The sequence below is a fragment of the Variovorax sp. DXTD-1 genome, assembly GCF_003984625.1.
Lineage (GTDB): Bacteria > Pseudomonadota > Gammaproteobacteria > Burkholderiales > Burkholderiaceae_C > Variovorax.
Genome location: NZ_RWKH01000021.1, coordinates 1 through 25,944 on the forward strand (window position 1 = coordinate 1; position 25,944 = coordinate 25,944).

Annotated in this window: 19 protein-coding genes; 13 read left to right on the forward strand and 6 right to left on the reverse strand. The window is 65.0% G+C overall.

The window, feature by feature from the left end; all coding sequences use genetic code 11:
• Positions 1-75 precede the first annotated feature (75 nt).
• A complete protein-coding gene (locus tag EJI00_RS19025) occupies positions 76-1,767 on the reverse strand; it encodes a WS/DGAT/MGAT family O-acyltransferase (RefSeq protein ID WP_126749059.1) in 1,692 nt (563 codons plus the stop codon).
• Positions 1,768-1,955: 188 nt separating this feature from the next.
• Between EJI00_RS19025 and EJI00_RS19030 the strand changes: the two genes are divergently transcribed.
• Both EJI00_RS19030 and rocF read left to right on the forward strand, forming a co-directional pair.
• Entirely contained in the window at positions 1,956-4,007 is a 2,052-nt protein-coding gene (locus tag EJI00_RS19030) for a prolyl oligopeptidase family serine peptidase (RefSeq protein WP_260590779.1), read from the forward strand.
• Positions 4,004-4,927 (forward strand): arginase, encoded by a 924-nt coding sequence (gene rocF / locus EJI00_RS19035; protein ID WP_126749061.1) that lies wholly within the window; start codon positions 4,004-4,006, stop codon positions 4,925-4,927. Before EJI00_RS19030 ends, rocF begins: the two co-directional genes overlap by 4 nt.
• 16 nt (positions 4,928-4,943) lie before the next feature.
• Here the strand turns inward: rocF and EJI00_RS19040 are convergent, their stop codons facing one another.
• The 4 genes from EJI00_RS19040 to EJI00_RS19055 all read right to left on the reverse strand — a co-directional run bounded on the left by EJI00_RS19040 (position 4,944) and on the right by EJI00_RS19055 (position 10,783).
• Positions 4,944-5,624, reverse strand: coding sequence for a DUF2242 domain-containing protein (locus EJI00_RS19040; RefSeq protein WP_126749147.1), 681 nt, complete (start codon positions 5,622-5,624; stop codon positions 4,944-4,946).
• Positions 5,625-5,717: 93 nt separating this feature from the next.
• A complete protein-coding gene (locus EJI00_RS19045) occupies positions 5,718-6,371 on the reverse strand; it encodes a nucleoside/nucleotide kinase family protein (protein WP_126749062.1) in 654 nt (217 codons plus the stop codon).
• A 34-nt stretch (positions 6,372-6,405) separates the two neighbouring features.
• Positions 6,406-7,677 (reverse strand): Glu/Leu/Phe/Val family dehydrogenase, encoded by a 1,272-nt coding sequence (locus EJI00_RS19050; protein ID WP_126749063.1) that lies wholly within the window; start codon positions 7,675-7,677, stop codon positions 6,406-6,408.
• 127 nt (positions 7,678-7,804) lie between these two features.
• Positions 7,805-10,783 carry an L-glutamate gamma-semialdehyde dehydrogenase gene (locus tag EJI00_RS19055; protein WP_126749064.1) on the reverse strand — a complete coding sequence of 993 codons (2,979 nt, stop codon included), beginning with the start codon at positions 10,781-10,783 and terminating at the stop codon, positions 7,805-7,807.
• Positions 10,784-10,871: 88 nt separating this feature from the next.
• On the opposite strand from EJI00_RS19055, the gene EJI00_RS19060 reads away from it, so the two are divergent.
• The 8 genes from EJI00_RS19060 to EJI00_RS19095 all read left to right on the forward strand — a co-directional run bounded on the left by EJI00_RS19060 (position 10,872) and on the right by EJI00_RS19095 (position 21,914).
• Positions 10,872-11,345, forward strand: a complete 474-nt coding sequence (locus tag EJI00_RS19060; protein ID WP_126749065.1) for an Lrp/AsnC ligand binding domain-containing protein — start codon at positions 10,872-10,874, stop codon at positions 11,343-11,345.
• Between the two features lie 171 nt (positions 11,346-11,516).
• On the forward strand, positions 11,517-13,310 hold the full coding sequence (locus tag EJI00_RS19065) for a type IV secretory system conjugative DNA transfer family protein (protein WP_126749066.1): 1,794 nt from the start codon (positions 11,517-11,519) through the stop codon (positions 13,308-13,310).
• Between the two features lie 158 nt (positions 13,311-13,468).
• The gene (locus EJI00_RS19070; RefSeq protein ID WP_126749067.1) at positions 13,469-14,839 is read left to right on the forward strand and encodes a WD40 repeat domain-containing protein; all 1,371 of its coding nucleotides are present in this window, start codon (positions 13,469-13,471) and stop codon (positions 14,837-14,839) included.
• 165 nt (positions 14,840-15,004) lie between these two features.
• Positions 15,005-16,237 (forward strand): WD40 repeat domain-containing protein, encoded by a 1,233-nt coding sequence (locus EJI00_RS19075; RefSeq protein WP_126749068.1) that lies wholly within the window; start codon positions 15,005-15,007, stop codon positions 16,235-16,237.
• 15 nt (positions 16,238-16,252) lie between these two features.
• The gene (locus EJI00_RS19080) at positions 16,253-18,115 is read left to right on the forward strand and encodes a hypothetical protein (protein ID WP_126749069.1); all 1,863 of its coding nucleotides are present in this window, start codon (positions 16,253-16,255) and stop codon (positions 18,113-18,115) included.
• Positions 18,112-18,693, forward strand: a complete 582-nt coding sequence (locus tag EJI00_RS19085) for a hypothetical protein (RefSeq protein ID WP_126749070.1) — start codon at positions 18,112-18,114, stop codon at positions 18,691-18,693. Before EJI00_RS19080 ends, EJI00_RS19085 begins: the two co-directional genes overlap by 4 nt.
• Positions 18,686-19,279, forward strand: a complete 594-nt coding sequence (locus EJI00_RS19090) for a hypothetical protein (protein ID WP_126749071.1) — start codon at positions 18,686-18,688, stop codon at positions 19,277-19,279. Before EJI00_RS19085 ends, EJI00_RS19090 begins: the two co-directional genes overlap by 8 nt.
• 430 nt (positions 19,280-19,709) lie before the next feature.
• Positions 19,710-21,914, forward strand: coding sequence for a hypothetical protein (locus EJI00_RS19095; protein ID WP_126749072.1), 2,205 nt, complete (start codon positions 19,710-19,712; stop codon positions 21,912-21,914).
• Between the two features lie 3 nt (positions 21,915-21,917).
• Here the strand turns inward: EJI00_RS19095 and EJI00_RS19100 are convergent, their stop codons facing one another.
• The gene (locus EJI00_RS19100; protein WP_126749073.1) at positions 21,918-22,619 is read right to left on the reverse strand and encodes a YggS family pyridoxal phosphate-dependent enzyme; all 702 of its coding nucleotides are present in this window, start codon (positions 22,617-22,619) and stop codon (positions 21,918-21,920) included.
• 51 nt (positions 22,620-22,670) lie between these two features.
• On the opposite strand from EJI00_RS19100, the gene EJI00_RS19105 reads away from it, so the two are divergent.
• The 3 genes from EJI00_RS19105 (at position 22,671) to EJI00_RS19115 (ending at position 25,922) form a co-directional block, all read left to right on the forward strand.
• Complete coding sequence (locus EJI00_RS19105; RefSeq protein WP_015867574.1) at positions 22,671-23,714, forward strand: type IV pilus twitching motility protein PilT; 1,044 nt, start codon at positions 22,671-22,673, stop codon at positions 23,712-23,714.
• A gap of 27 nt (positions 23,715-23,741) precedes the next feature.
• Complete coding sequence (locus tag EJI00_RS19110; protein WP_126749074.1) at positions 23,742-24,878, forward strand: PilT/PilU family type 4a pilus ATPase; 1,137 nt, start codon at positions 23,742-23,744, stop codon at positions 24,876-24,878.
• 135 nt (positions 24,879-25,013) lie between these two features.
• Entirely contained in the window at positions 25,014-25,922 is a 909-nt protein-coding gene (locus EJI00_RS19115; RefSeq protein ID WP_126749075.1) for an NAD(P)-dependent oxidoreductase, read from the forward strand.
• Positions 25,923-25,944 lie beyond the last annotated feature (22 nt).

Consider the following 25,944-nt stretch of genomic DNA (forward strand, 5'->3'; position numbering starts at 1 on the left):
CCTAGGCCTGAAAAGCTAGAACTGTGGGAAACCTAGTCCAACTGCCCCAATTTCCGGCCAAGGGCCTGCCGATCATCATGCCGCAGCAGCCACCCTGGCGCGCTTGGCCGGTGCGACGGGCTTGCGGGGCGCGGCCTTGCCCGGGGCCGTCTTGATTGGCGCCTTCCTGGCGGGGGCCTTGGCAGCGATTGTCTTCGCCGCCGCCGGCTTCTTCACTGCCACCTTTTTTGCCGCCGGCTTGGGCACGGCCTTCGGGGCAGCCTTCGCAGCGGGCTTGGCCGCAGCCTTCACGACGGGCGTCGGCTCAGGGGCAGCCGCAGCCTTCGCGGGCGCAGCACCCGCAGCCGCCGGATGCGTCTGCGTCAGGTCCATCAGCAGCTTGTGCTCGGCCAGCATGTAGTCGCCGATCTCGGTGATGTCGGGCACCGCCCGTCGACAGGCGATGAGGCCGTAGTCCATGCGCCCGTTGTAGCTCTGCACCGTCACGTTCAGGGCAGTGCCGTGGCTCGCAATCGACACCGGGTAGTAGCTGGTGACCAGTGCGCCCGCAAAGTACATGGGGAACGGCGCGCCCGCCACATTCGAAATGGCCACGTTGGCCGCCGGCGGCAGCAGGTTCACGAGCCCCGAGCGGCCGACCATCGACGCGATGCCCGACACCAGCCAGGGCGCCGCGAAGGTCGGAAAGTCGTCGAGGATCATGGCCTTGAAGCGGTTCATCGTCGACTTCGACGCGTTCGACGACGCGTTGATGGCCTTCAGCCGCTGCACCGGGTCGGTGATGTCGGTGGCCAGGCTCACCAGGATCATGCTGGCCTGGTTGTTGGCCGTGTCGTCGCCGGCTTCGCGCAGGCTCACGGGCACGCCGGCCACCAGCGGCTTGGCGGGCAGTTCGTTGTTGTCGGCCAGGTAGTGGCGCAGCGCGCCCGCCACCGTGGCCATGACCACGTCGTTGAGCGACACGCCGAAGTGCTTGGCAATGTGCTTGGTCTCGGCCAGCGAGATGGTGCGGCCTGCAAACGTGCGCTGGTTGGTGATCGACACGTTCAGCGAGGTGCGCGGCGCAAAGAGGTTGAACTTCTTCGGCGCGGTGGCAACGTCTTTCTCGGCCGCCTTTTCGTCGGGCTTGGCCAGGCCGCCGAGCGCCCTTGCAATGGCCGGTGCCATCTTGAAGAGCTTGACGTACTGCTGCGCCGTGTTGCGCAGCGCCGCGGTCGCGAGCTCGGCCATGCCTAGCTGGTAGCCGCTGCTGCGCGGGCGTGCGCGCGGCGGCTTCACCACGCGCCCCGTCGCCTCCAGGTCGAAGATGGCCTTGCCGAGCGCCACGCCGGCCTGCCCGTCGATGCCCGCATGGTGCACCTTGGTGTACAGCGCCACCTGGCCGCTCTTGAGCCCGTCGATGATGAAGAACTCCCACATCGGGCGGCTGCGGTCGATGAGCGTGGAGTGCAGCCGCGCTACGTATTGCTGCAGCTGCCGGTTGGTGCCGGGCTTGGGCAGCGTGATGTGGCGCACGTGGTAGTCGATGTCGATGTCGTCGTCTTCCACCCACACCGGGTTGGTCATGTCGAAGGGCATGAGCGCGAGCTTGCGCGTGAACACGTCGGCCAGGTGGATGCGGCTGGCCATGAACTGCTTGGCGTCTTCGTAGAAGTCGCCCTTGTAGCCCTGGGGCAGGTCGAGCACGTTGAGCGAGCCCACGTGCATCGGCATCTCGGGGGTTTCCAGATGCAGGAAGGTGGCATCAAGACCGCTCAGGTGTTTCATGTGACATGTCTCCTTGTGTGCGCAGGCGCCGTTCGGCAGGATACCCGTGGGCAGCCCCGCGAACAGGGGCGAATCCGCCGAACGCGGGTTTGTCCCGAGCCCCTCATGCATTGCGCTATGAATTCAATAGCTCCCGACGGGCTGCCAGGGACATGCCTTCTTTCACACCGGATTCGTACACTGCGGCCATGACCTCAACTTCTTCTTCCATGCAGACCGACGAGTTCCTGTGGCTCGAAGACATCGACGGCGGCGAACAGCTCGAATGGGCCCGGCAGCACAACGCGAAGACCATGCAGCACTACGCACAGTCGCCCGCCTTCGAACGGCTGGAGAAAGGCATTCTCGAAGTGCTCGACTCGGACGACCGCATTCCGATGGTGCGCAAGATCGGCCCGCTGTTCTACAACTTCTGGCGCGACAAGAAGAACCCCAAGGGCCTCTGGCGGCGCACCACGCTGGCCGAATACCGCAAGCCGCAGCCCGCCTGGGAAACCGTGATCGACCTCGACGCGCTGGCCGAAGCCGACAAGGAGAACTGGGTGTGGCACGGCGCGCAATGCCTGCAGCCCGAATACAAGCGCTGCCTGGTTTCGCTCTCGCGCGGCGGCGCCGATGCCAACGTGGTGCGCGAGTTCGATCTGGAGCTCAAGCAGTTTGTCGACGGCGGCTTCACGCTGCCCGAGGCCAAGAGCAACGTGGCGTGGAAGGACATCGACCATCTTTATGTGGCCACCGATTTCGGCCCGGGTTCGATGACCAGTTCAAGCTATCCGCGCATCGTCAAGGAATGGAAGCGCGGCACGCCGCTCGAAAGCGCGTTGACCGTGTACGAAGGCAGCGCCGACGACATGACCGTGAGCGCCTGGCGCGACAACACGCCGGGCTTCGAACGCGACTTCGTCTCGCGCCAGATGGACTTCTACGACAGCGAAACCTGGCTGCGCCATGCCGACGGCCGGCTTGTGAAGATCGACGTGCCCGACGATTCGAACACCGAGGTCACGCGCGAGTGGATGCTGGTCGAGCCGCGCAGCCCCTGGACCGTGGGCGGCGCCACCTACAAGCCGGGCTCGCTGCTGGCCGCGAAGTTCGACGACTTCATGGCCGGCAAGCGCGAGCTCACCGTGCTGTTCGAGCCCAATGACACCACCGCGCTCGATGACCATTCGTGGACCCGCCACCACCTGATTCTCAACGTGATGCACGACGTGGTGAACAAGCTCGAAGTGCTCACCCCGCAAGCCGGCGAATGGAAGCGCGAGAGCCTGGGCGGCGCGCCCGAGCTTTCGACCATTGCGGCCGGCGGCATCGACGAAGATGAGAACGACGACTATTTTCTGACCGTGAGCGGGTTCCTGCAGCCGACCACGCTGTACATGGGCACCATCGGCAAGGGCGGGCCCGAGCCGCTGAAAGACAGCCCCGGCTTCTTCGACGCGTCGCGCTACCGCGTGAGCCAGCACTTCGCCACATCGAAGGACGGCACGCGCGCGCCGTATTTCGAAATCGCACCGAAGAACCTGCAGGCCAACGGCAAGAACCCGACGCTGCAATACGCCTACGGCGGCTTCGAGATCTCGCTGCAGCCCAGCTACAGCGGCGCCATTGGCCGCGCATGGCTCGAGCAGGGCGGCGTGTACGTGGTCGCCAACATCCGCGGCGGCGGCGAGTACGGCCCGCGCTGGCACCAGGCCGCATTGCAAGAGAACCGCCTGCGCACCTGCGAAGACTTCGCGGCCGTTTCAGAGCACCTGATCGCGCGCAACATCACCTCGCCTCGGCATCTGGGCGCGATGGGCGGCAGCAACGGCGGCCTGCTGATGGGCAACATGCTCACGCTGTACCCGCAGCTCTACGGCGCCATCGTGAGCGAGGTGGCGCTGCTCGACATGAAGCGCTACACGCACCTGTCGGCCGGCGCCTCGTGGATTGCCGAATACGGCGACCCCGACCAGCCGGAGGAATGGGCGTGGATCAAGGCCTTCTCGCCGTACGAGAACGCGAAGAAGGGCCAGCCCTACCCGCCCGCGCTCTTCACCACATCGACCCGCGACGACCGCGTGGGGCCGGTGCATGCGCGCAAGATGTACGCAAAGCTGGCCGCCATGGGCTACGACGCCAGCTTCTACGAGAACATGGAAGGCGGCCACAGCGCGGCAACGGACAACAAGGAGTCCGCCTTCATGGACGCCTTGGGCTACGCCTACCTGTGGAAGCACATCGGGCCATCGACATGAGCAACGGCAACGGCATCACCCTCGAACTGATCGGCGCACCCACCGACATCGGCGCCAGCGTGCGCGGCGCCGGCATGGGGCCCGACGCCCTGCGCGTGGCCGGCCTGCCGGAGGCGCTGGCGCGGCAGGGCTTTGCGGTGCTCGACCGCGGCAACCTCGCGGGCCCGGCTACGCCGTGGACCGCACCGGCCAACGGCCTGCGCCACCTGGACGAAGTGATTGCGTGGAACCGCTCGGTGTATGCCGCGGTCGACACGGCGCTGGGCCTTGGCCATGTGCCGCTCATGATGGGCGGCGACCACTGCCTGGCCATCGGCTCCATCAGCGCCGTGGCCTGGCATGCGCGCAAGCGCGGCAAGAAGCTGCGCGTGCTGTGGCTGGACGCGCACTCCGACGTGAACACCGAAACCACCAGCCCGAGCGGCAACCTGCACGGCATGCCGGTGTCGTGCCTGCTGGGCCACGGGCCCGCGGTGCTCACCGGCTGGAGCGGCGAGCGAGCGGCGCTGGAGCACGACGCCATCCGCTTCATCGGCATCCGCAGCGTCGATACCGACGAGAAGGAAGCCATTCGCACGCTGGGGCTCAACGTGTTCGACATGCGCCACATCGACGAGCATGGCATGCGCACCACCATGACCGAGGCGCTGCAGGACGTGGACGAAGACACCCACCTGCACGTGAGCTTCGACCTCGACTGCCTCGACCCGAACATTGCGCCCGGCGTAGGCACCGGCGTGCGCGGCGGCCCCACCTACCGAGAGATGCAGCTGTGCATGGAGATGATTGCCGACACCGGCCGGCTCGGCTCGCTCGACGTGGTGGAGCTCAACCCGGCGCTCGACGTGCGCAACCAGACCGGCGAAGTGGCGGTTGAGCTGATCGAGAGCCTGTTCGGAAAGTCGACGCTGGTGCGCTGACCTTCCCGGCCCGCAATCAGCCCGGGCTGGGCACCGGCTTCACCGGAAAGGTGGTGGCGGGTGCTCCGGGGTTCAGCGGCGCGGCCGGCCGCGGCGCTTCGGGTGCCACGCTGGGTGCCTCGGGTTCTTCGCCGCCCTGGCCTTCCAGAAAGCGGTCGAGCAGCGCAAAGAAGCGGTCGTAGAACAGCTCGTCCGTGAGGGTTTCGCTCGCCACCTTGACCATGGCGTCGTCGCTGCCCGCAAAGGGCAGGGAGAGCGAGCCGATGGCGCCCACGCCCAGGCTGGCCGAGTTGTTGACCTTCTTGATGCCGTAGCGGTCTTGCAGCGCGGTGGCAAAGGCCACGGTGCTCCGCTTGCCGGACTTGCCGCCTTCGCGGGCGCACACCACCCGAAACTCCACTTCCACATGCACCTCGGCCGCCGGCTGGAAGCTCTTGCGGCCCGTCACCAGGTCGGTGTTGGCCGCGTTGATCATGTAGCCCTGGCTCAGCAGGGCGCGGCGCGCGGCCTCGCAGGTCTGGGCCTCGGTGGCGGCGTAGGTGCGTGTGTGGGTGGTGGTGGAGTCGAACTCCTCGGTTTCGTACGACACCCGGCGCGGGCTGCTGCCGCAGCCGGCGAGCAGAAGGGCCGACAACAGGCCGAGGACAAGAACGGGCGTGCGAAGAACGGAAAAGGCAGAAGAGAAGCGAAGGGGCATGATCATGGCGCGGCGAATCCTAACCGGCGTCTCCGCCGGCGAGGTTTCGAGCATCGTCGAGCGCCGGCGTTCCCAACGCGGCGCAAGAATTTTTCAGGACCAGTGCAGCACGTGGTGCGCACGCACGCGCGTCGCGGCAATCAGCCGGGCATTGGGCGCATCGGTTCGGGCCACCCAGTCGCGCGCGGCCTCGGCGCTGCGGCCGAACTGCTGGTGGCGCTTTTGCAAACGCTCCTCGCGCACCGCATCGTCGATGTCGACGTACCAGACCTCGTCGAGCATGGCCGCTGCACCGGCCCAGGGGCCGTCGTCATGCAGGAGATAGTTGCCCTCGGTGATGACCAGTTGCGTCTCTGGCAGCACCGCGATGGCGCCAGCGATCGGCTCCTCGATCTCGCGGCGGAACTCGGGGGCGTAGACGATCGGATCGTCCGTCCGCTGCTCGCGCAGCCGCTGAAGCAGCGCCACGTAGCCAGCGCTGTCGAAGGTATCGGGGGCGCCCTTGCGATCGGCGCGGCCGAGCCGTTGCAGCTCGACGTTGGCCAGGTGAAAACCATCCATGGGCACGACTTGCGCGCGGCCCGGGCCCACCGCTTGGAGCAGCGCCAGCGCGAGCGTGGACTTGCCCGCGCCCGGCGCGCCGACCAGCCCCAGGAGCTTGCGCTGCCCGCCGGCCATCAGGGCTTGCAGGCGGGACAGGCTGTCGGCGGGAATGGAGGGATGTTCTTGCGCGGGGATGGTGCTCATCCCCCAAGCGTACAACCCTCCTTCGCTTCGAGAATCAGGGATACAAACCGCGTTCCTGGCGAGCCATGAGAATGCGCTCGCAAGCCACCGCATAGGTCGCAGTGCGCAGCGAGATCTTGTGCTTGTCGGCCGTGTCCCAGATCTGGTTGAGCGCGTTCATCATGATGCGGTCCAGGCGCACGTTGATCTCGTCCTCGTCCCAGAAGAAGGACGAGAAGTCCTGCACCCATTCGAAATAACTCACCGTCACGCCGCCGGCGTTGCAGATCACGTCGGGCACCACCAGCACGCCGCGCTCGGCCAGGATGTCGTCGGCCGTGGGCACGGTGGGGCCGTTGGCGCCTTCGAGCACCAGCTTGGCCGTGGTCTTCTGCGCGCGCTCGGCGGTGATCTGGCCTTCGAGCGCGGCCGGAATCAGGATGTCGCAGGCGGTGTCCCAGAAGGCTTCGTTGGGCACCACGTCGCCGCCCTTGAAGGCGATGACGCCTTCCTTGTTGGCCACCGGAATCAGCTTCGAAAGATCGAGGCCGTTGCTGTTGACGATGGTGCCGGTGTGGTCCTGCACCGCGACGATCTTGGCGCCCGCTTCCGCAAAGAGTTCGGCCGCGACCGAGCCCACGTTGCCAAAGCCCTGCACCGCGATGCGCGCGCCGCGCAGGTCCATGCCGAGGCGGCGCGCCGCTTCGCGGCCGGTGACGAAGACGCCCCGGCCGGTGGCCTTGACGCGGCCCAGCGAGCCGCCCAGGTGCAGCGGCTTGCCGGTGACCACGCCGGTGGCGGTACCGCCGGTGTTCATGGAGTAGGTGTCCATCATCCACGCCATGATCTGCGCGTTGGTGTTCACGTCGGGCGCGGGAATGTCGGTGTGCGGGCCGATGATGATGCCGATCTCGCTGGTGTAGCGGCGCGTGACCTTCTCGAGCTCCTGCAGCGAGAGCTTCTTCGGATCGACGCGGATGCCGCCCTTGGCACCGCCGTACGGCAGGTTGACCGCCGCGGTCTTGATGGTCATCCAGGCCGAGAGCGCCATCACTTCTTCCAGCGTGACATCGGGGTGGAAGCGCACGCCGCCCTTGCCCGGGCCGCGGCTCATGTTGTGCTGCACGCGGTAGCCCTCGAAGTGGGCGATGGTGCCGTCGTCCATCTCGATCGGCACGTCGACGATCAGCGCGCGCTTGGGGCGCTTGAGCGTTTCGACCCAGCGGGCCAGCGGGCCGAGATACGGCACCACGCGGTCGACCTGCGAGAGGTACGTGCCCCAGGGGCTGTTGGCGGTCGGATTGACGAAGGAGAGCTTTTCACTCATGAGAGAACCCTTGGTTTGAACGGATGGCCGCAACGATAGACCTCTCGCGCCCGGCGCGCCATGGCTTATGCGCGCGGCGATGGCGGTTATGCAAGAGAGGTTTGACCAAGGCGCTCGTTCCTCCGCGCTATGCAACAGCGCTCAGCAGCGCGGCATTGCCGCCGGCCGCCGTGGTGTTGACCGTGACCGTCTGCTCGGCGCAAAACCGGTACAGGTAGTGCGGCCCGCCGGCCTTGGGCCCGGTGCCGCTCAGCCCTTCGCCGCCGAAGGGCTGCACGCCGACCACCGCGCCGATGATGTTGCGGTTCACATAGATGTTGCCCACGTGCGCACGCGAGGCCAGCGCCTGGGCGCGCGAATCGATGCGGGTCTGGATGCCGAGCGTGAGGCCGTAGCCCAGCGCGTTGATGCGCTCGATCACCTCCGCAGGTTCGCTCAGCGCGCCGTGGCCCCATCGCGCAATCTGCAGCACCGGGCCGAATATCTCGCTGGTCACGCTTTCGATGGAAGACACCTCATAGGCCTGCGGCGCAATCAGGTTGCCTTCCGCATCTGTTGAAGAAGAAGCCGGCGCGAGAAGACGTTTTGCCTCCGAATCCAGCCGCTTCAAATGGCGCCGGATGTTGTCGGCCGCTTCGCTGTCGATCACCGGGCCCACATCGGTCGACAGCAGCGCCGGGTCGCCGGCCACCAGCTCCCCCGCCGCGCCGCGGATCATTTCGATCACCGCGTCGGCAATGGCGTCGTGCAGCACCAGCAGCCGCAACGCCGAGCAGCGCTGCCCAGCCGAACGGAACGCGCTCTGCACCACGGCATCGACCACCTGCTCGGGCAGCGCGCTCGAGTCGACCAGCATCGCGTTGATGCCGCCGGTCTCCGCAATCAGCGGCACGATGGGGCCCTCCTTTGCCGCAAGCGCGCGGTGAATGATGCGCGCCACCTGCGTCGACCCGGTGAACACCACGCCTGCCACACCCGGCGCGGCGACCAGCGCGGCGCCCACCGTTTCACCGGATCCGTGCAGCAGTTGCAGCGCATCGGCCGGCACGCCGGCGGCGTGCAGCAGCTTCACGGCTTCGAGCGCTACGGCGGGCGTCTGCTCGGCCGGCTTGGCCAGCACCGTGTTGCCGGTGGCAAGCGCGGCCGCCACCTGGCCCATGAAGATTGCGAGCGGAAAATTCCACGGGCTGATGCACACCCAGGGGCCGCGCGCGGTGAGCCGCAGTTCGTTGCTCTCGCCCGTGGGGCCGGGCAGCGCCACGGGCTGCATGATGCGTTCGGCTTCGTCTGCGTAGTAGCGCAAGAAATCGATGGCCTCGCGCACTTCGGCCACCGCATCGCCCCAGGTCTTGAACGCCTCTTTCACCAGCAGCGCGCAGAAGCGCGGCAGCTCGCGCTGCAGTGCATCGGCGGCCTGGCGCAGCATGGCGGCGCGGGCCTCGACCGGCGTCTTGCGCCAGCTGCGGAAGGAAGCGGCGCTGGCGGCAACGGCCCTCGCCGCACTGGCGGCATCGAACTCCGCGACCCGGGGTACGGCGGTGGCATCCAGCGCCGCAAGCAGCGGCGCGCGCATCGACGCGACGGCAAGGTCCACACCCTCGCTGTTGCGCCGCGCAGGCGGCGGGCCGAAGAGCGCCGGCGGCAGCGGCAAGGCGGGGTTCGTCGGTTCGAGCCAGAGCGGGGACATGAGCAGCTCATCGATGTCCACGTCTTCGTCGCCCAGCTGGTTCACGAACGATGAATTGGCGCCGTTCTCGAGCAGGCGCCGCACGAGGTAGGCGAGCAAGTCCTTGTGCTGGCCCACCGGCGCATACACGCGCACCGGCGCGGCGGTGCTCTTCATCACTTCGCGGTAGACGCCCTCGCCCATGCCATGCAGGCGCTGCAGTTCGAAGGGTGCCTGGGCCGCCTCGGCCATTTGCAGGATGGCCGCGATGGTGCCCGCGTTGTGCGTGGCGAACTGCGGATAGATCGCGTCGGGCGCCGAGAGCAGCGCGCGCGCGCAGGCCAGGTAGCTGATGTCGCTGTGGTGCTTGTGCGTGAAGACCGGGTAGTGCGGCAGGCCGAGCTCCTGCGCGCGCTTGATCTCGGCGTCCCAGTAGGCGCCCTTCACCAGGCGGCACATCAGCCGCAGGCCGTGTTTGCGCGCCACCGACGTGACATGCTCGATGAGTTCGAGCGCGCGCGTCTGGTAGGCCTGCAGCGCAAGGCCAAAGCCGCGCCACTGCGGCTGTTCGGCGGCCACGCGCGCGGCCAGCGCCTCGAACACATCGAGCGAAAGCTCGAGCCTGTCGACCTCTTCGGCATCGATGGTGAGGTTGAGGTTGGCAGCCGCCGCAAGCTCGCACAGCTGCCATACGCGCGGCACCAGTTCGCGCATCACGCGCTCGCTCTGCGCATATTCGTAGCGCGGATGCAGCGCGCTGAGCTTGATGGAAATGCCGTCGTTGTGCTCGGGCGCACGCGCCGCATCGGCACCGGCCGCAATGGCGCCGATGGCGTGCGTGTAGCTGTCGAGGTAGCGCAGCGCGTCGGCATCGGTACGCGCGCCTTCGCCGAGCATGTCGTAGCTGAAGCGCAGCGCGTCCTGCTTGCGGTGCGCCGAGCGGGCCTCGTCCATGGCCTCTGCAATGGTCTGGCCCAGCACGAACTGGCGCCCCAGCAGTTGCACCGCGCGCAGCGTGGCGGCCACCACCGTGCGCGCGCCGAGCTTGGCCATGAGGCCGGGCGGGTGGTCGCCTTCGGGCAGGAACTTCTTCGACATCGCGATGGCGGCGGAAGACAGGCGCGACAGCGTCGAATCGGCCGTGCCTTCGAAATCGGCGCGGCCCAGCTGATCGGCCGTGAGCGCGATGGCCGTGGCGGCGTCGGGCACGCGAAGCAGTGCCTCGGCCAGGCGCATGAGCGCCAGGCCCTCGGCGCTGGAAATCGGGTACTCGCGCAGCAGGCTTTCCATGGCCCAGAACGGCGGTGGATGCCGGCGCACCGCCTCCACCCAAGGCCTGGCGGCAGTCGCCGCCGCAGCCCAGTCGAGTGCGCCTTCGAGGGAGGCGAGCCTGTGCGAGACGACATCCGCTTCTTGGCGGTAGGGGGTGGGCAGGTGCATGGCAGTTCCTTGGTTCTATCTCCTATGGTCTTTGGATATAGGCCGAATCTTTTGCCAAAAAACAATAGTCAAACCGGATAATTCACCAATGCCCGACCTGGATCTGGATCGCATCGATCTCCGGCTGCTGAAGATTCTTCAGGAAGATGGCCGCATCACCAACCTCAAATTGGCGGAGGCGGTGGCGCTCTCGCCCACCGCGGTGCTGGCCCGGGTGCAGCGGCTCACGCGCGACGGCTTCATTCAAGGTTACGAGGCGCGGCTCGATCCGCACAAGCTCGGGCGCGGCCTCACGGTGTTCGTGGAAATACTGCTCGACCGCACCACCCCCAACGTGTTCGACCAGTTCAAGGCCGCCGTGCAGGTACGCGACGAAATCATGGAGTGCCACATGGTCGCGGGCGGCTTCGACTACCTGCTCAAGACCCGCATGGCCGACATGGCGGCGTACCGCGATTTCGCGGGCACGGTGCTGTGGCAACTGCCCGGCGTGCGCGAAACACGCACCTACGCGGTAATGGAAGAAGTGAAGAGCAGCGCGCGGCTGCCGCTGGGCATCTAGCGCGCGAAGACGCGAGCAAGGGGTAGCAGCGACCACTCAGTCAGTCGTGCTTTCCATGAAGAATTTGGCAGCAGCGCCGCAGCCTTATGTACGGCGGCCTATTGCACAACCTGCTGAGGCTGCCCCGCCTTGTATAAATCTTTCCTTATCAATGGGGAGATGGCGCAGGATATGAGCACAAGCAAGATACTTATCGCGTTGGTGACACTTTTGGGGGTCTTGGCAGGCGGCTGGTTCCTCTCCAATTACCTTGTTCTGCTCATCCTCGATCTGCGAGATGCACCGCTGGCCTGGAACACGTGGTGGCAATACATTCAGGCGACAGACCTGCCGCAGTACGCACCCTACGCTGCCAAGATCAAGCTCAGCGGCGCCATAGGCTTCGGCGTACCACTGCTGGGCTGGGCCGCATTGCTCATCCCGCTCTTTCGAGCCAAGGCCGAATCCCTGCACGGCGACGCCAGCTTCGCCGAACTTGCCGATCTCAAGACAGCCGGCCTGCTCGAGCAGACCCCACAAAGCATTCTCATCGGCAAGTACAAAGGCAAATATCTGTGGCTCGGCGGCGCCCAGCACGTCATCACCGTCAGTCCGACCCGCTCAGGCAAGACCACCAGCATCGCCATCCCGGTGCTGTTGTCGTATCTGCACTCGATGGTCGTGCTCGACCTCAAAGGCGAACTGCGCAAAGCCACCAGCGGCTGGCGCGCAGCGCAAGGTCACACCATCTATGTGTGGGCGCCCTACGACGACCAGGGAAAGACCCATCGCTTCAACGCCTTCACCCTCTTGGTGGGCATGGATGCGGGCAAGCGCATCGGCGAAATCCAGACCATCGCCGCCATTCTTTACCCGGACGAGCCCGGCAAAGACCCCTTCTGGACGAGCCAGAGCCGCGCCGCCTTCACCGCCTTCGCCTCCTACATGTTCGAGGCATGGGACCACTGGGGGCGGATGCTCGGGCGCGCCCAGGACCCCAACACCGACGAGAACTTTCCCAGTCTTGAACGCATCCTGCGCCTGTCCAGCGGCACCGACGGCCGGGGCACTCTGGCGATGCTCAAGGAAATCGTGGACAACCCGCAAGAGTCCAGTTTCGTCAGCGTGCAAACGCGCACCGTCTTTGGCAACCTCGCGGGGCTGGCCGAGCAGACCTTCTCCTCGGTGATCGCCACCATGCAGGCGCCGCTGCAGCAGTTCCTCAGTCCGGTGCTGGCCGCTGCCACCAACGCGACCGACTTCGACATTACCGCCATCCGCAAACGGCCGACCACGCTGTATGTCGACATCCCGACCAACAAGCTCGACGAAAGCGGCAAGCTGCTGAACATCTTCTTCAGCAGCGTGATCGGCAACAACCTCACCAAGCAACTGGGCGACGAGCCGGACCTGAAATACCAGATGCTCATGCTGATGGACGAATTCACCGCCATGGGGCGCGTGGATGTGTGGGCCAAGCGTATCTCGATTTCGGCCAGCTACGGCGTGCGCGACTTGTGCATCGTGCAAAGCCGCGCGCAACTGCGCTCGGCCTACGGCGACAACGACGCACAGAACTTCATCACCAACCACGGTGCACAGATCGTGTTTGCGCCACGCGAGCAAAGCGATGCGGCCGAATACAGCGAAATGCTGGGCTACAGGACCATCCGCAAGGAGCACCGCAGCACCAGCCGAGGCGGCGGCTCCAGCCAGGTCTCGACCAACTACACCGAAGAGCGTCGGGCGCTGTTTCTGCCGCAGGAGATCAAGGAGCTGCCCGCCGACGAGGAATTGATCTTCTATGAAGGCTGCAAGCCGATCCGGGCCCACAAGAACTGGTTCTTCAAGGACAAGGTTTTCAAGGAGCGGGCGCGCATGGCGCCGGCGCAGATCAAGGGGACGGCTTCGGTGCGTGAGCATCGATTCAAGGTCCCTGTCCACGCAACGGAGCAAGGACGGCATGCTCTCGAACAGGGTGGATGAAAAAGACTGCGCACTTTCATTGCGGCGTGATCGCGAACGTCAGACCTTTGCCAAATGGTGATCGGTGACACCCCTGACCGGCTCATCCATATCTACAAGTTGAATCGCAGCGCACTGAGCGCTCTGCGCAAGTGACACACCAGGGAGTAGAAAAAATCATGTCGTCCACACTCACCACCACCCAACTGCTGGGGCTCGCCCGCTCGCCATCGCCACCGCCGGGCTTTGTTGCCGTGCCTGAAACTCGATGGCCCTTTGCCGCTGGTTGTCGCTGGCGAAGAAGTAGCGGGGCTGACCGCATGGCCATCAAGGCCTTTTTCGTCGGCATCGCGGTGCTGGCTCTCCTCTTCCTGAACGGTTGCAGCGCGCGCGCTACGCCAGTGATGGAAGAAACGGGCGTGCTGGAGCTCCCCTACACGGTCCAGTCATTGGCGTGGCATCCCGATGGCCGGCTGCTGGCGGTGGGCTACTTCATGCGCGATGTGGTCGAAGTGTGGGATGCGCACACGAATAAGCCAGTGTTCGCGGTGCCAAGCAAGCGCTGGGCGGGGAATCGCTCGGGGCAGGACGTGCTATTCAGTCCGGATGGCAAGCATCTGATCGTCCAGGACTACCAGGACATCAAGCATGGAGAACTCAAGGTCCCCGAAAGCATCGATGAGGCCGCGGAGATCGCAGCGCGAAACGACAAGGATCGCTATGTGCTCGCGCGGGTGTGGGACGTTGTCAAGCGGCGGGAAGTGGCCCAGATCAAGGGTCCGGGAACAAGACGCATCGGCGTTACACCAAGGGCCATGTGCGTGCTGGCAAACGGCAGCACATTGGCCGTACTGCGTGCGACAGGCGTCGCGGTGTACGGCTTGCCATCTGGAGCGCTCGAAAGCGAACTTGATCTTGCACATCCCTTCAACGACCGGCCAGAAGTTGGACGCTCCTACGAGACGATGAGTTGCAACCCGATCCGCGATGAAGTCTCTTTGGGGGCACTGCAGTTTTTTCGCGATGCGGAGAAGTTTGGCTTGACGAACTGGACGGGCGCAACGGCCATCGTTGTTGCCGATCTGGAGCGCAAGGCCGTCAGGAAAGTCCTGTTCAGCCCCACGCCCCTGAACGGCGTGGCCTACAGCGCCGACGGCAGCAAGCTCGTGTCCTTCGGCATGTCGCCCATTCGGGTGTGGGATGCGAACAAGGACTTCGCGGCGCTGGGCGAGATCGAGAATCCGCCCGAGTGGCTGTGGCTGAACCAGCGAGGCATGAAAGTGGACATGCTGCGTCCGCCGCCGAACATTCCGCGCGGCAATGCGGGCAAGCTGGTTCCCGTGGCCGGCACCGACCTGATGTTCGGGCTCTCGGGCGATCTGTACCTGTGGAGCTTGACGGAGCGTCGCGCGATCGTTCACCTGCCCGCCTTTCCGGACGTTATGCGCATTGCGGCCCATCAGGCCAGCGACACCTTCGCTGTCGTGGATGACCGGCTCATTCATATCTACAAGTTGAATCGCAGCGCGCTGAGCGCCCTGCGCAAGTGACACACACCAGGGAGTAGAAAAAATCATGTCGTCCACACTCACCACCGCCCAACTGCTGGGGCTCACCCGCTCGCCATTGCCACCGCCGGGCTTTGTGGCCATTCCAGCAGATCGATGGCCTTTGCCGCTGCACGTTGCAAGCGAAGCAGCAGCAGGGGCGACCCCATGACCATCAAAACCTTTTTCGCCGGCATGGCGGCGTTGGCGCTCCTGCTCGTGAACGGTTGCAGCGCGCGCGCTACGCCAGTGATGGAAGAAACGGGCGTGCTGGAACTGCCCTACGCGGTGCAGTCGTTGGCCTGGCATCCCGACGGCCGGCTGCTGGCGGTGGGCTACTTCATGCGCGATGTGGTCGAAGTGTGGGATGTGCACACGAAGAAGCCAGTGTTCTCGGTGCCAAGCACGCGCAGGCCCGTCAATCTGTCGGGCCAAGAAGTGCTGTTCAGCCCCGATGGCAAATACCTGGTCGTCCAGGATTTCCTGGATACAAAGGACGGCGCGCCGAAGTTTCCGCGGCGATACGAAGATCCCGAGGAGCTGACCGCGCAGCAGGACAAGGATCGCTACATCCTCGCTCGGGTATGGGACATCGAGCAGCACAAGGAGATCGCACAACTCAAGGGGCCGGGGTCAGTCGTCTACGGAGGCGCGCAGGATGGATTTTGCTGGATCGCAGGCGGGGCGAATCAGCTGGCGGTTCATCGAAAGGCGATCATTCAGGTGCATGACATGCCGTCGGCGCGGCTCGCTTTCGAGTTGAATGCTTCGCACCCATTTGCTGACAAACCCGACCAGCGCCGGGGCTATTGGAAGATGGCATGTCACCCTACGCGACCCGAAGTGGCCCTTGAAGGGGCCCAACTGTTCAAAGAAGCTCCCCAGTTTGGTTTCCCCGCAAACAGCGGGGCTACCCCCATCGTCGTTGCCGATCTGGATCGCAAGGCCATCAAGAAAGTCCTGTTCAGCCCCACGCCCCTGAACGGCGTGGCCTACAGCGCCGACGGCAGCAAGCTCGTGTCCTTCGGCATGTCACCCAGTCGGGTGTGGGATGCGAACAGGGACTTCGCGGCGCTTGGCGAGATCGAGAACCCGCCCGAATGGCTCTGGCTCAACCAGCGAGGCATGAAAGTGGACATGCTGCATCCGCCACCCAACATTCCGCGCGGCAATGCAGGCGAGCTTGTTTTCGTTGCCGAAACCGACCTGATGTTCGGTCTTTCAGGCGACTTGTACTTGTGGAGCCTGTCCGAAAAACGAGCGATAGAGCACCTGCCTGGGTTTCCGGACATTTTTCGTATTTCCGTGCATCAGCCCAGCCTCACGTTTGGGGTTGCCGAAGGCCGACGCGTTCATTTTTATCAACTGAACCGCTCAGCACTGAGCACATCGACGAAATAGGAATAGGAGTCAGCTATGTCATCCACACTTACCACTGCCCAGATGCTTGGGCTCGCCCGTTCGCCATCTCCGCCGCCGGGCTTTGGCGCCGTTCCGCCCGACCGGCTTGTTTTGCCGGCAAGCCAGTATCAGGCCCGCATCAACTATCAAGCTTTCTTCAACCCGACAACGAACGAACTGGTCATCACTGGCACGCCGAAGCCGCAGATGCTGGTGCGGCCAGGCCAAGCCGTGGAGGATGGCAAGGATATTGGAATTTTTCACGACAGCCCGCGGTCGCCAACAGGCGGATTCAGCGAACCCACGGTTCCTGTAACTCAAACAGAGGCGTTGGTTCGGCAACTGACCGATGCATTTCAGGGCACCTACCCCAACGCCACCGTCAGCTTTGCCGCCGAAGGCGCGGTCGGCCTCGCCTTCTCCGCCGCCTCCCATGAGCTTCGCAGCAACCCCAGTTCGTCCGTCAGCGTCGGCAGCACCGTCACCCTGAACGCCTGGACAGGCCATTGGACACCCGACGGCAGCACCGACGCGGGCGTGCTCGATGTGCGCACGCCCAACCCCGCCAACGGCGACCCCGGCATTGGCAGCCTTCACGTCGGCCCTGAACTCTGGAAACCGGGCGGCGTCGTGGCCGCAGTGAACACGGGCAATGCCCAACTGGCAGGCGCACTGACCGATATCGGCACCCAGGGCGCGATGGCCATGGCTGAATCGCTGACCGGCAAATTGGGCGGCAAGGTCCTTGGCGAAGGCGCCGCCTGGATCGCGGACAAGCTCATCGGCAAGGGTGCCGAGGCCCTCACGGAACCGGCAGCCGACGCTGCCGCCAGCGCCGCCGCCAATTACATCGACAGCCCCGCGCGGGCCGTCAAGGCATTGGGCTGGCAGGCCCACCTCACGCCCGCCGAAACCACCCAGGTCGTTCAGCAAGGCATCGGGCAAGCCCAGTGGAACGTGATGCATGGCCTGAGCCCCACAGGCTATGCCGTGGACGGCACCTACTACGAGAACGCCGGCACGGCCACCATGGCCGGAGCAGGCAGCATGAGAGAGACACGCCAGCCCTCCATACAGGTGACGACCTGGCGCGACGAGACGACCGGCGCCATCATGGAGGCGCGGGTGTCGGGCCAACGGGTGGAGGGCCAGTTCCAGGCCGATGCCTCGGGCGTCTTCGCCTCGGGCATGGACGCCGCGGGGCGCATGATCCTGAAGGGGAGCGCGGCGCAAAGCGTGGCCGACTATCAGATGCGCCCCGCTGCTTCGACGGCCTCTGGCGGCGCAACGCCGCAAGACCCGGCTCTTGCACCCGTGGTGGTGGAAGCAGGAAGCGGCCTCGGCACCTACACGACCGTCAGCATCCAGACCCACGCCAATGGTGCAGCAAGCTTCGATTTCGTCGGCGAGGACGGCAGCCGCGCATGGGTGATGCACGATGCGGAAACCGGCCACCGCACCGTGACCCTCAACAGCGGGCAAGAAGTGGCAGGCGAGCCGCGCACCGTGATCTATGAACTTGACCGGAACGGCGGGCGCGTCGGACACGAGCGCTACTTCGACGCCGCCGGCACACCCGTCAACGAGCAGGGTGCGGTGCAGATGCCGCAGGCTGAAGTGGCGCCTGCACAGGCTCCTGCGCAGCAGGAACCCATTCCCCAGATCACCACGCATGAATCGCGCATCGTGCCCACGCCGGGCGGCATGAGCTTTGCCGAGGCGCACAGGCGCCGCGACGAACCCGAGCAAATTTCCGCGGGTTCGTTGCAGCCCGTGGGCAAGCTGGACGCATCCAATCTTGCTGCCGTGTCGCCGCGCCAACACTTCGGCACCAGCAAGATCCTCTTTGGAAATGAAGTTTGGAGGGAGGCCGCATGAAAGCCTCGCCCCTCAGTTCGCCGAAGCAATCTCCTTGGCGAAACCCCTTCGGAATTGCGCTGGTGGCGTACTACCTTGTCATGGTGGTTGTGGGCCTGCTGATCCCTGCCGACATCCTCCAAGCCAACGCATGGGCTCGGGACTTCAGCGATTTCATGGCTTCCATCGTTCCTCAGATCGATCGCATTACGGCGCTGAACATCAAGCCGGATGTGAACCGGTTCTATTTCTCCGTGCTGTGGGCCGGGAGTCCGGTCTTGTTCGTGATTTCGCTCTTTCTCATCTGGGACGGATGGCGGCAGCGTTCGGCACTCATGTGGACTGCGCCGTTCAAAACGGCGTCGGTACCAATGGTGTTTGCAACGCTTGTGTTTATTGCGATGCTGCAAGTCAACTGGCTTGTTGACCCCACGCTTAGATTGTCAAGGTCTTACTTTGGAACTGTCTTAGGCCGAGCCACCCTCGCTCAACTCTTCGTTCTGGGGCCAGTCATATTCGGCCTGGGCCTAGCAGCTTGGTTGCTGGGCTGGCTTAGCGGATACATCCCGCGCAACATGAAGGAACCGCGTCATGAATGAGCGTATTTCAAAAGCCTCGTCTCGTAGTTCGCCGAAGCAATCTCCCTGGCGAAACCCGTTTGGTATCGCACTGGTGACGTACTACCTCGTCATGGCGATCATGGGCCTGCTGATTCCGGATGACATCCTCAAGGCCAACGCATGGGCCCGGGATTTCAGCGATTTCATGGCTTCCATCGTTCCTCAGATCGATCGCATTACGGCGCTGAACATCGAGCCGGACGTGAACCGGTTTTACTTCTCGGTGCTGTGGGCTGGGAGTCCATTGCTATGCGCCATGGTGATCGGAGAACTGCTTAGCGGAAGGAGGCGTGGCTACTCCATGTGGCATTCCACTCCACGGACGATGTTCCCGGCGCTTGTTGCGGTCGCATTCGTCGTCCTTTGGTCAATCAATCTTTGGTGGGTCGACCCGAACCTCATGCTGAGCCGGATGTTGTTTTCTGCGCCTCTGGGCAGATCGGCATTCGGAAGCATCGCGTTCTCACACGCTCCTGTCGCATGTGCTGCCGCGGCCGCCCTTTGGCTGTTAGCTTGGTGCACTGGCCACATTCCTCGCCACATAAGGAGTCATCGTCATGACTAACCCGATTTCCACTTCCAACGCCCTCGTTCAAGTCACGAATGTTTTCGCATTCTCGGGAGGATCGTTGTCGACAGTAGCAAGCGCTGGTACCTTCCAAGCCAACGCAGGCATCTTCGCGGCAGTGTCGCGTCGACGCACTGGCACGGCTGAAGTACTTTCGGATGGCCCATCGGCTGTCGTTTCAGGCATCGAGCACGGCGCTGCGAGCGCCGGGGCCGGCATACCTTCTACGGCACTTATTGCTGGTCGCATCGTGCCTGCGGCTGCGGTGGTTGGAGGCTTCAATGACGCGATTAATGTCGGTCAGCATGTTGTGCGAGGCAACGGAGCAGAGGCTGCAACCGAGGGCCTTGGCGTTGGCGGGCAAGCGAGCGGTGCCATGTTGGGCGCGCGTTTCCTAGGTAGTGCACTTGCCCCATTTGGTCCTTATGTGTCGGCGGGTGGCGCATTTGTCGGAGGACTTGCAGGCGCCTTCGCAGGCGCCCAAGGCGCCAAGTCCCTCGGTGCCTACCTGACAGGCGGCGACACTCCCGACAAGCTCGGCCCGCCGCTTACCTTGCCCAATGACACGCTGCTGACGCCCACCGTCACCACATCGGACGGAAGCCAGTACGCGCTGGTGCAGATCGAAGGCAAGTACACCTGGTTCTCGATCCAGGACAACCCCGCATTGCCCAGCCGCTATGTGGAAGTCGTCAGCGGGCCCAGGGCCGCCGAACTCACCGGCAGCTACCTTCAGGCGGCGGGCTTCGAGTCCCAGTTGGCCCAGGCGCAGGCGGACGGTGCCCGGCAACAGCGCGAAGCCTTGCGGGATGCGTTTGCGCGCAGCGAGATCCAGTCGGCCAACAACATGGGCCCCAATGGCCTGCCCTGGGGCACCCCTTCGGCCATCGGTGCCAACGCCACCCAGACCTGGGCTCGGTCGCCCGAGCCGGCCCAGGCACTGAACATCCTGGAAGTGCGCAATGCCGATGGCTCTGTCAGCCGCATCGTGCAGGAAGTCGACAAAGCCAGCGGCGTGCTTCTCGGCGACAAGACCTACGAGAATCCCGAGGCCTCCAACCCCGACGGCTTTCGCCTGGTGGCGACCAGCGACCATCAAAGCGACGTTCACTGGACGCTCAACCGCGAGACGGGTCTCATGGAGCAAGCCGGGATCGCACCCGCCAAGGGCGGCGGCCCATCCGTCGAGGAGGGGTTTGCTCCCGATGGCTCGCCTCTGGGACAGGCCGCAACGGTGATCCATGAAGGCAGGGCCCGCACGACCGTCTGGGCCCGCGATGCCGCAACCGGCCACTACACCGAAACCGAGACCATCACCCGGCGCGATGGCGCGGGCAACGTCACGCAGTCCGCAACTGCCGTTCGAAACTACGCGGCCGATGGCAGGGAATTGCAAAGTGCGGCGGAAGGGGGCGGCCTGCAAGGCATCCCCAATCCGGTTGCCGACACCCACACCGCGCAAAACAAGGTGCAGGCGCCGCAGGCTGCACCGATGCCTGGGCCCGCACAGACTCCAGCGCAGCAGGAATCCATTGCCCAGATCACCACGCATGAATCGCGCATCGTGCCCACGCCAGGCGGCATGAGCTTTGCCGAGGCACACCGGCGCCGCGACGAGCCCGAGCAGATTTCCCCGGGCTCGTTGCGGCCCGTGGGCAAACTGGATACATCCCAGATGGACAAGGGCAGCCCGTTGTACCGGATGCACCTGGCGCAGGAGCAGGCCCATATGCGCGACCTGGAGATTGCGCTGGCGCAAGACAGGGAGCGGTTCAAGAACGAGCCCAAGCTGCCGCAGCCCTCGGTGGAGCGCACGCAGGAGCGCGCACAGGACCATTCGCCAAGGCGTTTGCTGGAGGAGGCACCTGTGGCACAGGCGCATGTCAGCCCTGCTCGGCCGGCCGCTGGTGCCGAGGCGATGCACTCGCCGACAACCCACGCCTCAGTGGCGGCCCCGGTGCACTCGAACCCTCAAGGCGATGCGGCAGCCATTGCGGCGGCGCAAGCCCAGGTGGCCGCAGCGCAAGCCCGGGAGGCTGCGGCACAGGCCGAATTGGCCCAGATGCGGGAGCAGGTGGCACGCATGGCCGCCGAGCGCGGACACGACGGCCTGGAGCGGCGTGATGAGCGCGATGAGAAGGACCAGCGCGGTCAGCCTGAGACCACGCAACTCGCGCAAGGCCGCGACACCCGGCAAGATTTGGAGGCTGGCACGCACGGCAAGCAGATATCAGCCGCTGCCGCGGCTGACACGAGCCGCCCGTTGCTGCGCGATTTCAGTGACCCGGGCCATCCCCAGCATGCGCTGTACAGCACCCTCAAAGACCTCCTCCCGAAGGGCACCTCCGAAGAACGCTTGGCCCAAGGCACGGCCGCCTGCCACCGGTCGAGAATTACGGAGAAAGACCTGTCGGGTATTTATATTGGCGACAAGTCGGTGGTCTTCGCCTCCCGCTCGCTCTTTGCCGTGCCAGCACAGATGGACATCAGCCAGCCCGCACCCAGCGTTCAGCAGAGCGATCAGCACATCCTGCGAACCGACCAGCAGCGGGAGCAAATAATGAGCGAGATTCGGACACAGGCCGTAGCGCAAGCCAACCAGCAACAGGGCTCGGTGCTGGGCGGCCCCTGATTGTCAGGCAGGTTTTTGCGGACGACCGCCGAAGATGGCCGTGCCGATGCGAACCATCGTGCTACCTGCGCTGATCGCCGCCTCCAGGTCAGCGCTCATGCCGAGCGAGAGCGTGTCGATCTCAATACCCGCGGCACGAATGGCGTCGTAAACCGCACGCGCGCGCAGGCACAGTTCGCGCTGCGCGGCGAAATCCGGCGCCGGTTCGGGAATGGCCATGAGCCCGCGCAGCCGCAAATGTGGCAAAGCCGCCACAGCGCGCGCGAGCGGCAAAGCCTCTTCAGGAGGCACGCCGGACTTGTTGGCGCCACCGTCCACATTGACCTGCAGGCACACCTGCAGCGGCGGCAAATGCGCCGGCCGCTGCGCCGAAAGCCGCTCGGCAATCTTGAGCCGGTCGATGCCGTGCACCCAGTCGAAATGCTCGGCCACGGACCGCGTCTTGTTGCTTTGCAGAGGGCCGATGCAGTGCCATTCGAGCTCCGCGCGCAAATCCGAAAGCGCCTCGATCTTGTCCAGGCCCTCCTGCACATAGTTCTCGCCGAAGGCCCGCTGGCCCGCCGCATGGGCCTCGCGCACGGCCTCCGAACCGAAGGTCTTGGACACCGCCAGCAGCCGGACTTCGGCCGGGTTGCGGCCCTCGGCGGCGCAAGCATTTTCGATCCGGTTCTTTACTTGCTGGAGGTCGCCGCCAATCATCGTCATAATCGTCCCAAATCGTATCAAAACGTCACCGAACTCGAGCCGAGGAGCCCCGTGGACATTACCCAACTGCTGGCATTCAGCGTCAAGAACAAAGCCTCCGACCTGCACTTGTCGGCCGGCCTGCCGCCGATGATTCGCGTCCACGGCGACGTGCGGCGCATCAACGTCGACGCGCTCGACCACAAGTCGGTGCACGCCATGGTGTACGACATCATGAGCGACACGCACCGCAAGCACTACGAAGAGTTCCTGGAGGTCGACTTCTCGTTCGAGATCGACGGCCTGGCGCGCTTCCGCGTGAATGCGTTCAACCAGGCACGCGGCGCGGCCGCCGTGTTCCGGACCATTCCTTCGAAGATCCTGACGCTGGAGCAGCTCAACGCGCCCAAGATTTTCGCGGAACTGGCGCTCAAGCCGCGCGGGCTGGTGCTGGTGACGGGGCCCACCGGCTCGGGCAAGTCGACCACCCTGGCGGCGATGGTCAACTACCTGAACGAAAACGAATACGGCCACATCCTCACGGTGGAAGACCCGATCGAGTTCGTGCACGAATCGAAGAAGTGCCTGATCAACCAGCGTGAGGTCGGGCCGATGACGCTGTCGTTCTCGAACGCCCTGCGCTCTGCCCTGCGCGAAGACCCGGACGCGATTCTGGTGGGCGAGCTGCGCGACCTGGAAACCATTCGCCTGGCGATGACCGCGGCCGAAACGGGCCACCTGGTGTTCGGCACGCTGCATACCTCGTCGGCCGCCAAGACCATCGACCGGATCATCGACGTGTTCCCGGGCGAGGAAAAGGAAATGATCCGGGCCATGCTCTCTGAATCGCTGCAGGCCGTGATTTCGCAGACGCTGTGCAAGACCAAGGACGGCCAGGGCCGCGTGGCGGCGCACGAGATCATGCTGGGCACGCCCGCCATCCGCAACCTGATCCGCGAGGCCAAGGTGGCGCAGATGTATTCGGCCATCCAGACCGGGCAAGGCGCGGGCATGCAGACGCTCGACCAAAACCTGACCGACCTCGTGCGCCGCAATGCCATTTCGGCCGCCGAGGCGCGTGGCAAGGCCAAGATCCCCGAGAATTTCCCAGGCTGATCCACAGCCCTTCGGAGCACCGACATCATGGAACGCGATCAAGCCAGCCAGTTCATCAACGACCTGCTCAAGCTCATGGTGAGCCGCAACGGCAGCGACTTGTTCATTACCGCGGACTTTCCGCCAGCCATCAAGGTCGACGGCAAGGTCACCAAGGTGTCGCAGCAGGCGCTGGGCGCGCAGCACACGCTGGCGCTGACGCGCTCGGTCATGAACGACCGGCAGACGGCGGAGTTCGAGCGCACCAAGGAGTGCAACTTCGCGATCTCGCCGACCGGCATCGGCCGTTTCCGCGTGAACGCGTTCGTGCAGCAGGGCAAGGTCGGCATGGTGCTGCGGACCATTCCGGCCAAGCTGCCGACCATCGACGGCCTGGGCATGCCGCAGGTGCTGAAAGACGTGTCGATGACCAAGCGCGGCCTCACCATCATGGTGGGCGCCACCGGCTCGGGCAAGTCGACCACGCTGGCGGCAATGATCGACTGGCGCAACGAGAACTCCTACGGCCACATCGTGACGGTGGAAGACCCGGTCGAGTTTGTGCACCCGCACAAGAACTGCGTGGTGACGCAGCGCGAAGTGGGCATCGACACCGACAGCTGGGAAGCCGCGCTCAAGAACACGCTGCGCCAGGCGCCCGACGTCATCTTGATGGGCGAAATTCGCGATCGCGAAACCATGGAGCACGCGGTGGCTTTTGCCGAAACCGGCCACCTCTGCATGGCCACGCTGCACGCCAACAGCGCCAACCAGGCGCTGGACCGGATCATCAACTTCTTCCCCGAAGAACGCCGCGCGCAGCTGCTGATGGACCTGTCGCTGAACCTGCGCTCGCTGGTTTCGCAGCGCCTGATTCCCACCGAGGACGGCCAGGGCCGCGTCGCCGCGGTGGAAGTGCTGCTGAACACGCCGCTGATTTCCGACCTGATCTTCAAGGGCGAAGTGGGCGAGATCAAGGAAATCATGAAGAAGAGCCGCAACCTCGGCATGCAGACCTTCGACCAGGCGCTGTTCGACCTGTTCGAAAGCCACTCGATCACCTTCGAAGACGCCATCCGCAACGCCGACTCGGCCAATGACCTGCGGCTGCAGATCAAGCTCAACAGCCAGCGCGCGCGCAGCACCGACCTTTCGGCCGGCACGGAGCATTTCGCGATTGTTTAGACGCCCCCCGAAGCGCCTTCGGCGCCTCCCCCCACTGGGGGGCGCACCCAGCGGCCCGGCAAAGCCGGTTCCGCGGGTGCGCTGGGTGAATCCGCTGCGAGACGAAGGCCGCTCATTGGCTTTAAGCTCTCGCCCATGAGCAGCATCAACCCCCGAACCTACGAATCCACCCCCGCGCAGACGGTGGCCTTCCTGGGCCTTGGCGTCATGGGCGGGCCGATGGCCGGTCACCTGGCCAAGGCCGGCCACAACGTCACGGTCTACAACCGCACGCCGGCCAAGGCCGAGGCCTGGGCGGCCGAATTCGGCCCGCCGGGCCGCTACGCCGCAACACCGCGCGATGCGGCGGCCGGCGCCGACATCGTGTTCAGCTGCGTGGGCAATGACGACGACCTGCGCTCCGTGGTGCTCGGCCCCAACGGCGCCTTCGCGAGCATGAAGAAAGGCGCCGTGTTCGTCGACCACACCACCGCTTCGGCCGATGTGGCGCGCGAGCTGTCGAATGCGGCGCAGTCGCTGGGCCTGCAGTTCATCGACGCGCCGGTGTCCGGCGGCCAGGCCGGCGCGCAGAACGGCGCGCTCACCGTGATGTGCGGCGGCGACAAGGCGAGCTTCGAGCGCGTCAAGCCGGTGATCAACGCCTTTGCGCGTGCCGTCACGCTGCTCGGCGCCAGCGGTGCCGGCCAGCTCGCAAAAATGGTGAACCAGATCGCCATTGCGGGCCTGGTGCAGGGCCTCTCGGAAGCCATTGCCTTCGGCCAGCGTGCCGGCCTCGACATGAAGATGGTGCTCGAGGTGATCGGCAAGGGCGCCGCCCAGAGCTGGCAGATGGACAACCGCGGCAAGACCATGATCGACGGCAAGTTCGACTACGGCTTTGCCGTCGACTGGATGCGCAAGGACCTGGGCCTGGTTCTCGACGAGGCCAAGCGCAACGGCGCGCGCGTGCCGGTCACCGCGCTGGTCGACCAGTTCTATGCCGACGTGCAGCAGGCCGGCGGCAGCCGCTGGGACACGTCGAGCCTGATCATCCGGCTCAAATAAAAAAACCCGCTCCGGCGGTTTT